Origin of the sequence: Companilactobacillus heilongjiangensis, assembly GCF_000831645.3 — a bacterium.
Lineage (GTDB): Bacteria > Bacillota > Bacilli > Lactobacillales > Lactobacillaceae > Companilactobacillus > Companilactobacillus heilongjiangensis.
The window spans coordinates 2,722,306-2,735,313 of record NZ_CP012559.1 but is presented as its reverse complement, the minus strand read 5'-3'; the positions used below and the strand labels follow the sequence as shown (position 1 = coordinate 2,735,313).

Here is a 13,008-nt window from a genome sequence, read left to right as displayed (position 1 = left end):
TTAAGAAATTGGAAAATGGCTAATAAATGATGTTTTCTCATCATCAGATGTTACAGCAATCGTTCCACCATGCAATTGCACCATACTCTGGGCAATCGCCAAACCTAAACCAGTTCCACCGGTCTTTTTAGAACGAGAATCCTCAACCCGATAGAAACGGTCAAAGACATGTTTTAAAGAATCCTCAGGTATCGGTTGACCATTATTGGCAACTGTCACCACGACTTCTTTATCTTTCTTTTCAGCCGTTAACCAGATATGAGTGGCACCTTTACCATATTTCAAGGCGTTCATGATCAAATTATTAAAGACACGACCGAGTTTTTCCGTATCGCCCTTCATGAGAATCTTGTCTGGAGTGGAATTAACCATAATTTCCATCCCGCGTTTATTGGCTTCTAACTCAAAGTCAGCTGACAATTGATCCAACATTTGGGCCATATCGAACTTGGTCATATTCAAACGACTTGTTGCATGCTGAACATTGGCATACTCGAAAAGTGAGTTGACCAAATTTTGCATTTCTTGCGATTTTTTATAAGCGATATGGGTGTATTTTAAAATCTGACCCAAATCGTTATAATTTTTACTTTCAATCAATCCTAAATAGCCAATCACGGACGTCAAAGGCGTTCTAATATCGTGACTGACATTGCTGATCAGTTCATCCTTACTCTCCTCAGATTGCCGCTGCTCTTCAGCTCGACGGTTCATATTGGAAATTAACAGGTTAAAACTATCAACAATACTTTGGAGACTCTGGTTGACCTTAATATCGACTGGCTTGGTTAAATTATCATCGGCAGTCTTTTGCAAAATTCGTTTGATTTGGTCCAATTCCATCCGGTGATAAACACTAATTACAATTAAATAAGTCAGAAAAATTTCCAATGCCAAAACAACGACGACGACCCACAACTTATCGGCTATTAAACTTTGCCAATTTGTTAGCAAGTTCGTCATCAATTTAGCCTTACCAATGTTACTAATTAAAATTACGTTTATTATCTGAAATAAAAGAAAGGTGCCTATTCCTTCAACAAGGAGGACACCTTTTTCTCCTACATTCAGTTTGATTCGTTTGTTCAAAATCAAACCTCCACTTTGTAGCCTACACCCCAAACGGTTTCGATAACTTTTTCACCGTTGGTAGCTTCTTCTAGTTTGTCTCTTAAATGGCTAACGTGTACCATAACTGTCTTGGCCGAGACAACACTCTCTTGTTTCCAAACACGTTCAAAGATTTCATCTGCTGAAAAGACACGATTTGGATGACTAGCAAGTAAATAGAGCACGCCAAACTCTAAGGCTGTGAGCTGAACCTTTTGTCCAGAATCAGTCACAACTTCATGAGAATCTTTGTAAATCGTAATTGGGCCAACTTCAAGTTTATCAGGAACATTCTTTGAAGTTTGTTGGGTACTACGACGTAGCAATGATCGAATACGAGCCATAATTTCCAATGGATTAAATGGCTTGGTAACGTAATCGTCAGCACCAGTAATCAGACCTTGAATCTTATCCATATCGGTAGTTTTAGCCGATACAATAATAATTGGTATTTGTGAGTTCTTGCGAACACGTTTTACAACTTCAATACCATCGATACCAGGCATCATAATGTCCAAAACCATCAGCGCTATATCGCTATGAGCAGACAATTGGTCTAGTGCCTCTTGACCAGAGTTAGCCGAAACCGGATCGTAACCCTCGTTCTTTATATAAATACTGAGTAATTCTACAATTTCTTTATCATCATCGACAACTAAGATTTTCATTTAAATAAACCTCACAAGCGAACATATATTTACAAGTCTACAACTAGTTAGTATTATACAATAAGATGTAAGTAGATTACTAATTGGTTGGTGGGCCGTCTCCAGGAATGAGAATATTTTACCCGCTATGCGGACCGATTCGAGCCAAGGTCTCGAATCTCGGTTTGAAGCCTTGCCAAAGTACGGCAAGTCTCCAAACTCGCCCGGTGGTGTAATGGCTAAAGCCATAACGCCACACCCACAGCGGGTAAATATTCTCATTCCTTCCGACTTATTGGGTGTTTCATGTGTAACGCTTGCTTCTAATAATAAATAAAATTTAAATTCCTATAAAAAGCAATCAATCCAATATCACCGGATGAGTTTTGAGACTACTATTTGGCTCAGACTGTTACGAACAACCATTTAACATTTCTCAGCTCTGGAGACGGCCACATCAAACAATTACCAGTTTTTAAAATCCTGCATGACTATGAAAGAGAGCCTACATGGAATACTTAAAGAAAAGAATGAAGTTCATTTTGATTATGATCTTCTCTGTGGCAATTATTGCCTTTGTACAATTCGAAATTCACTTTGATTCTAATATCTCGCTTAAAAAAGTTGGTTTTATGATGACCATTCTGCAAGCCGCCGCTGGTGGTTACGGATTATATGGTCTGGTTCAATTCTTTAGAGTTAAATAATATTATTAAAAAGTTGAGGACAAATTTATGGATGAATATCTTCAAACGCACGATGACCCCAAGGATCAAGCTTTAACTAGAAAAATGTATCAAATAATTTCTGAGGTTTTACCTGATGCTGAGGTTCGTTTGTCTTACGGATTAGTTGGTTTTTATCAGCCTAAACAAATATGCTTCTTTGGAATTAATAAGCAACATATTGGCTTTTACCCCACTGATAAACCGATTGAACATTTCAAAGAGGAAATTGCCCCTTATTTGAGTGGGAAAACTACTTTGAAGTTTCCTAAGGATGAGGCGGCTATTCCGGCGGAATTAATCCAGAAGATTGCTGTCTGGAATTTAGAGAATTAAAAAAAGTATCTTAGTGCCAAAAAATTCACTTCCCTATATGGAAAGTGAATTTTTTTGTTTACTCATAATAACTAGTCGGAAGAGCTGAGAGTATTAACCAGCTGTGGGTGTGGCGTTATGGCTTTAGCCATTACACCACCGGGCGTGTTTGGATACTTGCGGTTTGTGCAAGGATTCAAACCGAGGCCTGAGACCGCTTCTTGGCTCAGGCCGGTCCGCATAGCAGGTTAATACTCTCAGCTCTGGAGACGTCAACCTACCAATAGCCGATAACTTTAGTCCACAAAAGACCGCCGCCTAGCCAGATAATATTATAAATAACACCAAAGATGGCACTTAATCTCCACCAATCTTTTGACTTAACATAACCTGTCGTCGAAAGCATCGCTGCTGGTCCGGCTGAATATGGTGTTGTTGAACAGAAAATTGAGCCGGCAAATCCTAACATCAAACCTGCCATTAACTTTGGTACTCCGGCGCCCAAGGCGATTGATAGGAATCCGGCCAAGAGTGCTGAAATTTGAGTTGTGATACTTGGGAAAATATAGTGTAGATAGAAGTAAGCCAAGAATAGGATTACTAATACCCAAACCCAGTTAACGCCGTGTAGCATTGATCCGAGTGTCTTTGAAAACCATGGGAAGAATCCTAAAGTCGTTAATTTAGCTGACATCAACATGATAATTGATAGCCAGATTAGTAAATTCCAAGCACCTTTTTGAGCCATCATATCTTTGACGCTGATAACTCCGGTGACCAATAGGATTGAAACGGCAATAAATCCAACCATTGTCGCATCGATGCCAAATTTTGCTCCAACCAACCACAACAATAATGCGATTACGAAGACACCAGACATGATTTTTTCAGAGACGGACATTTTGCCCATTTCATCAAGTTTCTTGGTTGCCCAACCGTTGGCATGTGGTGTTTCTTTGACCTCGGGTGGATATAATTTGAATAATAAAAATGGCACTAATATCAATGAGATCAAACCTGGTACGATAGCTGCCATGAACCATTGCAACCATGAAATTGTAATACCTTGAGCGTTCGCAATTCCCAACGCCACCATGTTTCCGGCCAATCCTGTCAAAAACATAGTTGATGTAACGATATTAACTTGGTATTCGTTGAAAACTAAATATGAACCGAGCTTTCTTTCGGTACCCTTTTTAGGATCTGAACCCATTTCGTTGGAAAGTGAGTTGATAATTGGATACATAATTCCGTTTACACGAGCAATATTACTAGGAATAGCAATCGCCATCAGTGTTTCAACAACTGACAATGAGTATGCCAAGCCCAAAGTTTTCTTACCGAAAGCTTTGACGAAAATATAAGCAATTCGCTTACCTAATCCAGAATTGATGAAGCCAGCTGACATGAATAAACACATGGCAACTAGCCAAGCAGTCGTATTACCAAAAGCTGCTGTAACTTCTTTCGTTTGAAAAATCTTGAAAACCAGTCCAATTGTCACGGCAATTAAAGTTGTCGCTGTCATTGGCAATGGTTTGGTGATACAAGCCACAATTGTTGCAACGAAGATTGCGAACAGATACCACGCTTCAACACTGATGGCACCTGGTCTAATTGGAGTGCAGAGCCAAATGAGAATGCCAAGCACTAGTGGCAAAATAAATCCTTTATAGTTTACTTTAGCTAACATGAACCTCTACCCCCTATTTATTTTTTTGATCTAAAGCTTTTTTAACAGCATTTTTGAAACCTTTACTTGTAGCAGATGCTCCAGAAACGACATCGACATCATAAGTATTTTGTTTCAACATTTCATCACGTAAAACGGGAATTGCTTTACCGCCGATATCTGGCGTTTCAGCTTGTTGAAGTGTTTCGATATCGGTCATCTTATCCCCGTCAACCGTTACTCGAACAGCAATTGGCAAGTCGCCCATACCTTGCTCAGCGATACCGATATATTGGTTGTCGCCCGCTTCAAAGTCTGCGGAACTTTGCTTGGCATCTGATCTTAAATCTTCACCTGCTTTGGAAGCTGAAGTAATGATATCAATTTCAGGAGCTTGGTCTTTAGCTTTAGCAGCATTAGTACCAGCCAAACGACCGGAAACAAGCAAGTCAGCGACTGAACTGCCACCGATATATTTCGTAGCGAATGGATCTCCCAATTCACCGGCTTCATAAAGATGTGGAATAACTTGACCTTCCATATCCAAAACTTCACAGTTGCTATTTCTTCTAGCGCCACCATGTGTGTGCAAAATATTATGACGAATGGCGATTGCATAAAATGGTCCTTTAGCAAATTTTCTCATTGTATCAGCGGGACGGTCAGCGACATAATCACGACCTTGGTCAACGAAGAAATTGAAATCAGTTACGGATTGTTCCAATCTTGGAGCGTTAATTTTATCAGCTAATTCAGCCAATGTATCAGCCTTAATTGCATGCGTAATAACTTTCTTAACTTGACCAGCTTTAGGTGATTCATCATTTTGAAGTTGTTCATATTCTGCTTGATCCATCACGATATGAGGGTGATTTTGGTTAGGCAACATTACATAATCACCGTGATTATATTGGTAACCGTGGCGGTCTTCACATTGTTCATTCAAATATCTTGTACCATCATCGCCGGCAATAAAGACACTACCTGTGAAAAGTGATTTCCATTGAATCATGTAAGCAAATTGTTCGTGTTCCTTACCTTCATTGAGTGAGAAAGCGTGGGAATCAAAGTTCGACATATGCCAGAGACGGGCGCCCGCTTCAACGGCTAAATCAACACCTTTACCTTTGTTATAAAGTGTTCCGATTGGAGCTAATGAACCGCGGCCCAAGAAGTTTTGAACCATTTCTGGATTATTTTCATAACCACCAGAACTCATCACGACACCATTTTTAGCAGCGATATTTCTGAGTGTTCCTTTGTGATTAACTTGGACACCCAAAATTGTTTGCGTCTTAGGATCTTGAATCAAATGTTCAGCTGGCGATTCATACCAAACGTCAATATTATCCAATCGGTCATAAACACCTTGGTGCAATAACTTCCAAAAACTACCGTCATAAAGTGTGGTCATTGACTGGTGAACCATGCCGTCAGAATTTTTGAATTCGTAATATTCGCTACGTTTGTGCATTCCTGACTTGTGAGGTTCTTTGCCAAAATACTTTTCAGCATAACCAGGCAATTGCATGATTTCTTTAACAAAGTTATTCAAAGTATCTTCGTCGTGGTCGAATGGCGCAAAACTTTGGAGGTAATAATCCTTAGCTTTGTCAAAATCAACTGCTGTGGCAAAAGCACCAGCCGCATAGCGAGTATTTCCACCTTCGCTACCTTCCGGTGCGGCGTCGATCAACAATACCTTGGCATCTTGATCAGCCGCAAATCTAGCTGCAGTGGCTCCAGCACCACCGAATCCGATAACTACAACATCATATTTTGTATCCCATTTAAGATTATCTTGATAGTTCATATCGATAACCTCCCCTAATTTATTTAATTACTAACTAAAAGTTGAAAGTTGACCGTCTCCAGGGAAGAGAATATTCACCTGCTATGCGGACCGGCCCGAGCCACAGTACGGTCTCGAACCTCGGTTTGAAGCCTTACCAAAGACCGGTAAGTCTCCAAACGCGCCCGGTGGTGTAATGGCTAAAGCCATAACGCCACACCCACAGCGGGTAAATATTCTCTTCCCTTCCGACTAATTTATTTTTTAAAATCAATAAAGAATTCTGATTATTTAAATAAATTGTTACATTGAGGGCTATATCAAATTTCCATCTTTTAGTTACTACTGATAATTTGTAATATAAACCTGATTTACTTATATATCTAATTTATCTTTGTGAATAAAATACTCCTTTATATCATGGATATCCCTTGTTATTACTAGACTAATTGTATTTGTGAAACTCATAACTTATAATAAAATAAAATCTACTTATTAATATTATTTATAAGTGTGGGTGCAGATGACGGCTTCGAGAGATGGAGTTTGCCTCAGATAAATTCCATGCCAGTTCAAGGATTCTTACACTTATATGCAATGTACAAAGTAGAATTCTGATTTATATACAAATGATTCTTTTAATTATTGAGATATATTAAACATCTAATAAATACAAAAGAATCAATGAAATAAACCAGCCGGAGGTTGGAATTAATATAGCCTGCTGTGAAAGTGGCGTTACGGCTTTAGCCGTTACACCACAGGACGACTTTTGAAATTCGCGTACCTTGCGAAGTTCAAAATCGAGGGTCGAGACCGCACTTTGGCTCGAGCCGGTCCCATAGCGGCTATATTAATTCCAACCTCCGGCGGCATCCCTCAAAATCCAAAGGAGAAAACCATGAATGACAGAGATTTAATGTATTTTTGTAAACTGATTGAATTGGGTTCTTATACTAAAACTGCAACTTTTTATGAAGTTACTCAGCCAACGATTTCTTCGGCAATTAAGCGTCTAGCTCAAAAGTACAACGACCCGCTGATTACACAAAAAAACCGCAAAAGTAAGCTTGAACTTACTGCTGCGGGTACTATTCTTTATCAAAAAGGTTTAAAAATTATTAGTGATATCAAGAGTCTGAATCACGATGTCGAACACGCTAACGACAAGAAAATTCGGATTGCCTTCTCTGGTATTGCTGGTGGATTCTACATGCCCGATATTGTCGTGGAATTTTATAAAGCGGGGATTTCTTCCATGCTTGATCCAACTTTTGTCCGCTCTTCTTCGGCTTTGAAAAATCTTTCTAACGGTAAAGTTGATGTCGCTGTCTATTCTTGGAACGTCCCTTTTAACGACCCCAAATACTATCTACGAACGCTGGAAACTACCGAATTTGTTGTCATAGTTAAATCGGACGACCCTTTGGCTGGACTGGATAATATTCCGATTTCTACTTTGAGAGAGTTCAATTTTATTGCCCGTTCGCGTGGCTATTTAACGACTGAGGCACTATTGGAAACTTGTCATAAAGAGGATTTTCAACCCAATATTATTTATAATTCTACGACCATGGAATTGATGATTAGCTTGGTCCAACGTGGTATGGGTGCTGCTTTTGTGCCGGAAAATCGGATTAAAAATATCCCTGGAATTTCAATTATTCATATCAATCATGAACATCGTATGTATTCTTATTCTCAAATTGCTATGCGGAAGAGTTTCATCCCTAATAAATATCAGCGTAAGGGTATCGAGATATTACGTAATTTTCGAAAATAATTAGACTAAAGGTTTTTTAGCATCGAAATTCACGTCCATTGGTCGGATGATTGACCATGTTGAATGAACCACTTTCCAGTCGTCGCCTTCACGTTGGTAAATTTCAATACAGTTGTAACGCATATCGTTCAATGATGTCTCGGCAAATAATTGGTAAGTCAAAATGGCTGTATCGCTGTTTAGTTGTACTCGTGGATCTCTGAAATCGTATGTATCGGCGAATAGTTTACCTTCAACGTTTCCGAGAACAAACTTTTTAATCTCTGCATATGTATCGACACGGTGATTCATAAAACTATCAAAATATGTAAAGTTTTTCTGTGACCAGAGATTTAGATATCCTGATGTATCGCCTTTGAACCATTTGTTTAGGGCGTTTTTTTCTAAAGTTATAATTTCATTTGTTTGTTCGTTATTCATTTGCTCGTATCTCCCTTGGTTTTGGTTGATTATGTTATTAATTTAGACTATGACGTTGCGTTACAGTCAAGGAGATGTTTGGGATTAAAAAAACTAGAGTATTTAGAAGCCCGGATTGGGATTTCTTTATACTCTAGTTTTTTTTATATATGCAGTGGCTCTAAAACGAGTTCCGACAGGGCAACTCCTTCCGCTTTTCATTATTTAGTAAATCGCCCGCAAAATCGGCGTGCAATTCACTAAACAACGAAAATGCTCGGGAGCTGACCGCCCTTGTCTCCACTCTCTTCTAAAAGAACGATCTCTCTTTATATCCTGTCATTGAACGGAACAAGAATCTTCCACCGAATGCTACAATTGCTGCAATAAAGTAGCCGATTGCATTTAGAGGTGGGTTGATTGTTGTTGGTATTACTGACATTGCTGCTAGGAATACAAACATGAATACCATTCCGACTACTAAGTAGCCGATTGTAATTCCCCAGCCTGGTCTTTCAGATTTAGGTTTCTTCATTTGGTTGTTGAACCATGATAATAAAGCACCCCACATAGCTGATAAGACAATCAACGTGATGATACCTGTTTGACTGTTAGGGTCATTCTTAGAACCGTTTCCTGTCAATGCGACAACCCCATATAGCAATCCAAACAATGAAAAGAACAACAATGAAGTATCTAGCCATGAAGCCCAGAATGGTGTCTTCTTAGGTTTCTTAACTGGATGAGTTATGGATTGAGCTCTTTGTGTTACAGGTCCATACAATTGGTTTGCTGGGATACCTTTAATTTGGTTTTCGATGATTTCTGGTAACAACTTGTCAATTTCTGCCTTGGCTTCGTCTTCCTTAAATCCATCGTCCATCAAGTATTTATTGAGTTTAAAAATGTATTCTGCATTCTTGTTACTCAACTTTTTGCGCAAATCATCAGCGTTGGCACTGTAGATTTCGCTCTTAACTTCTTCTTTTTTCTCATTCTTTGCTGAAACAACTTTTTGCTTTTCAGCAGCTTGTTTATTCTTTTCTCTTAAATCCTCAGCCATTTTACTCCCCCTGATTTAGACATTGAAGCGGAATTCGATGATATCACCGTCTTGAACTTCGTAATCCTTACCTTCAACACGTAATTTACCGGCTTCTTTGACAGCTTTTTCACTACCTAATTCGTCTAGATCACTGTATGCCATAACTTCAGCACGAATGAATCCACGTTCAAAGTCAGAGTGAATAATACCTGCAACTTGTGGTGCTTTCATACCTTCATGGAATGTCCAAGCACGTGTTTCCTTACCACCGGCGGTAAAGAATGTTCTTAGGCCTAATAGCTTGTAACTGGCTCTGATCAACTTATCAAGACCAGATTCTGTAACGCCTTCAGCTTCAAGGAATTCTTTTCTTTCGTCATCATCCAATTCAGCAATTTCTTCTTCAGTCTTAGCTGAAACTCCGATAACTTGAGCGTTTTCCTTTTTAGCATAATCTTCAATGACTTTGTAATACTTCGAAGCTTCTGGATCAGCCATGTCATCTTCAGCAATGTTAGCTACGTACAAAACAGGTTTTGATGTTAACAAGAACAAACCTTTAACGATTTTTTCTTCATCTTCATCAAAGTCGATTGATCTAACTGAGCCGCCTTCTTCAAGGACTGGTTTGATCTTTTCAAGTACAGCAAATTCAGCTTGAGCTTCTTTATCTTTAGCACTCTTAGCAGCTTTTTCAACACGTGTATAACGCTTGTTGACACTGTCAAGATCGGCTAAACCAAGTTCAAGATTAATTGTTTCAATATCGTCTAGTGGGTCAACTGTACCTGTAACACTAGTAATATCATCGTCATCAAAAGCACGAACAACGTGGATAATGGCATCAACTTGACGAATATTTTCCAAGAACTTGTTACCAAGTCCTTCACCTTTACTAGCACCTTTAACGATACCAGCGATATCAGTAAATTCGAAAGTTGTGTGAATTAATTTTTTAGCAGGAATCAATGAGTCGATTCTTGATAGACGTTTATCCGGTACTTCAACCATTCCAACGTTAGGATCAATAGTAGCGAAAGGATAGTTGGCCATTTCTGCACCAGCTTTTGTAATAGCATTAAATAAAGTTGACTTACCAACATTGGGTAGTCCGACGATTCCGGCAGTTAGAGCCATTAGTTATTCCTCATTTCTTTTAATAAAATTTGATGGCATTAATTGATTTTGTTTCAAATAATGTTCTTCATTTTCAGGTTTGACCTGGTCAGCTTGAGTTAAAACTTTCTTGAATTTCTTCTTGAATTCAGCTCGTGGAATCATAACAATATGTCCACAACCTAAGCATTTAACTTTAATATCCGCACCTAAGCGAATAACTTCCCAGCGATTTTCCCCACATGCATGGGGCTTTTTCATTACGATAATATCTCCAAGTTTAAACATACAATTCCTCTAATCTAAATGGATTCCTAATATGTCTAAAATACGGTTTAAATCTTCCGTATTCGTAAAATCGATTTCCAGTTTTCCATGACCGCTACGAGTTTCTTTAACCGCAACGGCTGTGTCGAAACGTTCAACCAATTTTTCTTCGGTCGCTTTGATGTAAGGTGACTTCTCAGCAACTTTCTTTTTCTTCTTGCTGTCATGTTTTGATTCAGTAGCTAACTGTTCCAATTGACGAACAGTTAAATCTTCGCTGACCGCACGTTTAGCAAGTTTATCAATTTGATCTTTATCCTTCAAACTGAGCAATGTTCTAGCTTGTCCCATTGAAAGTTCACCATTTTGAACTAATTTCTTAGTTGCATCGGGCAAATTCAATAGTCGCAAGTAGTTAGCGATGTAAGGGCGACTCTTGCCAAGGCGTTGAGACACTTGTTCTTGGGTCAGATTCAGCTTCGTAATCAAAGTTTGATATGCGTCAGCCTCTTCCAATGGTGTTAAATCTTCACGCTGCAAGTTTTCCAAAACAGCAATTTCCATCATCCCTGATTCGCTCAACGGACGAACGATAGCAGGAATAGTAGTCTTTTTGGCAATTTTACTTGCACGGAAACGTCTTTCACCAGCAATGATCTCAAAACCATTGACACTTTCACGAACAATAATTGGTTGGAAAACACCATTTTGTTCAATCGAACGAGCCAGTTCATTTAGCGCATGCTCGTCAAAAGTTTTTCTAGGTTGGTATGGGTTAGGACGAATGTCATCGATGGAAAGATCAACAACTGTCTCACTATTTTCATCAATAGCTTCGAATTCAGAGAAAATCGCGTCGATTCCTCTACCTAAGCCCTTTTTATTTTTGCTTGATGCCATTACGCTTTAACACCTCCTTAGCAAGATCACGATAAGCTTTAGCCCCCTTTGACTTTCCGTCATAGTCAACGATAGGTTGGCCATAACTTGGTGCTTCCGCTAATCGTGTATTTCTAGGAACGATGGTTTTATATACTGAATCGCCGAAATATGATTTAACTTCGTCGACAACTTGTGCGCCCAAATTAGTTCTGACATCGAGCATGGTAATCAAAACGCCTTCGATAGCCAAGTTAGTATTGAAATGTTTTTGAACCAGACGAATCGTGTTCAACAATTGACTCAAACCTTCCAGCGCATAGTATTCGCTTTGAACTGGAATAATGATGGAATCACTTGCTGTAAAAGCGTTGGTTGAAAGTTGTCCTAATGAAGGTGGGCAGTCGATCAAGATAATATCGTAATCTGAATCGACTTCTTCAATCCCAGCACGCAAACGAGTTTCACGCGCCATCATTGAAGTTAATTCCATCTCTGCACCGGCCAATTGAATTGTTGCGGGAACAATATCAAGATTTTTATGTTCAGTATGAATAATCGTCTTTTTAAGCGGATATTCATTTACTAAAACATCGTAAACATCTTTTTCAACATTGGCTTTCTTAATACCTAATCCACTGGTGGCATTTCCTTGCGGGTCAGTATCGATGATCAATACCTTTTGACCCAAATCAGTTAAACATGCTCCCAAATTGATGGTGGTTGTGGTTTTTCCGACACCACCTTTTTGATTTGCAACAGATATTTTTCGTGCCATTTTATTCCCCTATCTCTAGAAATTGCAGAACAACTTCACAAAATATTTATCTATGGTAATCACTTTTTTGGCGCTTTTGCCATAACTATATAATTTTATCATTTTTTTAGCTCCAGAGTTGAGTGTATTCACCTGCTATGCGGACCGGCCTGAGCCAAAGTTCGGTCTCAGACCTCGGTTTGAAGCCTTACCAAAGACCGGTAAGTCTCCAAACTCGCCCGGTGGTGTAATGGCTGAAGCCATAACGCCACACACACAGCTGGTGAATACACTCAACTCTTCCGCCTCTTTCGTCACTCAAGGTATTGAATTAATTAAAAATAATTCATCCGAATTCGAGTTTAATCATATTATATATTTTCAGTCTTAGTTATATTAATGACCCATAAGCATAAAAATACCCTAGCCGGTGGTCGTTAGTAATATAGACTGCTGTGGAGGTGGTTTAACAGCTTTAGCTGTTAAACACCACAGGACGAC

The 13,008-nt window shown here is 39.0% G+C and carries 13 protein-coding genes; 3 read left to right on the top strand and 10 right to left on the bottom strand.

Annotated elements, in window-relative coordinates; genetic code table 11:
* Both JP39_RS12180 and JP39_RS12175 read right to left on the bottom strand, forming a co-directional pair.
* A complete protein-coding gene (locus tag JP39_RS12180) occupies window positions 1–1,089 on the bottom strand; it encodes a sensor histidine kinase (RefSeq protein WP_041499034.1) in 1,089 nt (362 codons plus the stop codon).
* 2 nt (window positions 1,090–1,091) lie between these two features.
* A complete protein-coding gene (locus JP39_RS12175; protein WP_041499032.1) occupies window positions 1,092–1,778 on the bottom strand; it encodes a response regulator transcription factor in 687 nt (228 codons plus the stop codon).
* Between the two features lie 488 nt (window positions 1,779–2,266).
* Between JP39_RS12175 and JP39_RS12170 the strand changes: the two genes are divergently transcribed.
* Entirely contained in the window at window positions 2,267–2,464 is a 198-nt protein-coding gene (locus JP39_RS12170) for a hypothetical protein (RefSeq protein WP_041499031.1), read from the top strand.
* A gap of 27 nt (window positions 2,465–2,491) precedes the next feature.
* Complete coding sequence (locus JP39_RS12165; protein ID WP_041499030.1) at window positions 2,492–2,818, top strand: iron chaperone; 327 nt, start codon at window positions 2,492–2,494, stop codon at window positions 2,816–2,818.
* Window positions 2,819–3,074: 256 nt separating this feature from the next.
* On the opposite strand, the gene JP39_RS12160 is transcribed toward JP39_RS12165, so the two are convergent.
* Together JP39_RS12160 and JP39_RS12155 are read right to left on the bottom strand one after the other, a co-directional pair.
* Entirely contained in the window at window positions 3,075–4,490 is a 1,416-nt protein-coding gene (locus JP39_RS12160) for a DASS family sodium-coupled anion symporter (RefSeq protein WP_041499029.1), read from the bottom strand.
* Between the two features lie 13 nt (window positions 4,491–4,503).
* Window positions 4,504–6,282 carry an FAD-binding protein gene (locus JP39_RS12155; RefSeq protein ID WP_041499028.1) on the bottom strand — a complete coding sequence of 593 codons (1,779 nt, stop codon included), beginning with the start codon at window positions 6,280–6,282 and terminating at the stop codon, window positions 4,504–4,506.
* 880 nt (window positions 6,283–7,162) lie between these two features.
* On the opposite strand from JP39_RS12155, the gene JP39_RS12150 reads away from it, so the two are divergent.
* Window positions 7,163–8,044 (top strand): LysR family transcriptional regulator, encoded by an 882-nt coding sequence (locus JP39_RS12150; protein WP_041499026.1) that lies wholly within the window; start codon window positions 7,163–7,165, stop codon window positions 8,042–8,044.
* On the opposite strand, the gene JP39_RS12145 is transcribed toward JP39_RS12150, so the two are convergent.
* From JP39_RS12145 to JP39_RS12120, 6 genes are all read right to left on the bottom strand, one after another.
* Complete coding sequence (locus tag JP39_RS12145; RefSeq protein WP_041499025.1) at window positions 8,045–8,464, bottom strand: nuclear transport factor 2 family protein; 420 nt, start codon at window positions 8,462–8,464, stop codon at window positions 8,045–8,047.
* Between the two features lie 289 nt (window positions 8,465–8,753).
* Window positions 8,754–9,506 carry a DUF1129 family protein gene (locus JP39_RS12140; RefSeq protein WP_041499023.1) on the bottom strand — a complete coding sequence of 251 codons (753 nt, stop codon included), beginning with the start codon at window positions 9,504–9,506 and terminating at the stop codon, window positions 8,754–8,756.
* Between the two features lie 15 nt (window positions 9,507–9,521).
* A complete protein-coding gene (gene ychF / locus JP39_RS12135; protein ID WP_041499022.1) occupies window positions 9,522–10,625 on the bottom strand; it encodes a redox-regulated ATPase YchF in 1,104 nt (367 codons plus the stop codon).
* 3 nt (window positions 10,626–10,628) lie between these two features.
* Window positions 10,629–10,892, bottom strand: coding sequence for a DUF951 domain-containing protein (locus tag JP39_RS12130; RefSeq protein ID WP_041499021.1), 264 nt, complete (start codon window positions 10,890–10,892; stop codon window positions 10,629–10,631).
* Window positions 10,893–10,901: 9 nt separating this feature from the next.
* A complete protein-coding gene (locus tag JP39_RS12125) occupies window positions 10,902–11,771 on the bottom strand; it encodes a ParB/RepB/Spo0J family partition protein (RefSeq protein WP_041499019.1) in 870 nt (289 codons plus the stop codon).
* On the bottom strand, window positions 11,752–12,528 hold the full coding sequence (locus JP39_RS12120) for a ParA family protein (RefSeq protein WP_041499017.1): 777 nt from the start codon (window positions 12,526–12,528) through the stop codon (window positions 11,752–11,754). The genes JP39_RS12125 and JP39_RS12120 overlap by 20 nt, the downstream gene beginning before the upstream one ends.
* Window positions 12,529–13,008 lie beyond the last annotated feature (480 nt).

What these genes read in the sequence shown, in the direction of transcription:
- JP39_RS12175 (WP_041499032.1), bottom strand. Translation starts at nt 1,778, where the DNA reads ATGAAAATCTTAGTTGTCGATGATGATAAAGAAATTGTAGAATTACTC.
- JP39_RS12170 (WP_041499031.1), top strand. Translation starts at nt 2,267, where the DNA reads ATGGAATACTTAAAGAAAAGAATGAAGTTCATTTTGATTATGATCTTC.
- JP39_RS12165 (WP_041499030.1), top strand. Translation starts at nt 2,492, where the DNA reads ATGGATGAATATCTTCAAACGCACGATGACCCCAAGGATCAAGCTTTA.
- JP39_RS12160 (WP_041499029.1), bottom strand. Translation starts at nt 4,490, where the DNA reads ATGTTAGCTAAAGTAAACTATAAAGGATTTATTTTGCCACTAGTGCTT.
- JP39_RS12155 (WP_041499028.1), bottom strand. Translation starts at nt 6,282, where the DNA reads ATGAACTATCAAGATAATCTTAAATGGGATACAAAATATGATGTTGTA.
- JP39_RS12150 (WP_041499026.1), top strand. Translation starts at nt 7,163, where the DNA reads ATGAATGACAGAGATTTAATGTATTTTTGTAAACTGATTGAATTGGGT.
- JP39_RS12145 (WP_041499025.1), bottom strand. Translation starts at nt 8,464, where the DNA reads ATGAATAACGAACAAACAAATGAAATTATAACTTTAGAAAAAAACGCC.
- JP39_RS12140 (WP_041499023.1), bottom strand. Translation starts at nt 9,506, where the DNA reads ATGGCTGAGGATTTAAGAGAAAAGAATAAACAAGCTGCTGAAAAGCAA.
- ychF (WP_041499022.1), bottom strand. Translation starts at nt 10,625, where the DNA reads ATGGCTCTAACTGCCGGAATCGTCGGACTACCCAATGTTGGTAAGTCA.
- JP39_RS12130 (WP_041499021.1), bottom strand. Translation starts at nt 10,892, where the DNA reads ATGTTTAAACTTGGAGATATTATCGTAATGAAAAAGCCCCATGCATGT.
- JP39_RS12125 (WP_041499019.1), bottom strand. Translation starts at nt 11,771, where the DNA reads ATGGCATCAAGCAAAAATAAAAAGGGCTTAGGTAGAGGAATCGACGCG.
- JP39_RS12120 (WP_041499017.1), bottom strand. Translation starts at nt 12,528, where the DNA reads ATGGCACGAAAAATATCTGTTGCAAATCAAAAAGGTGGTGTCGGAAAA.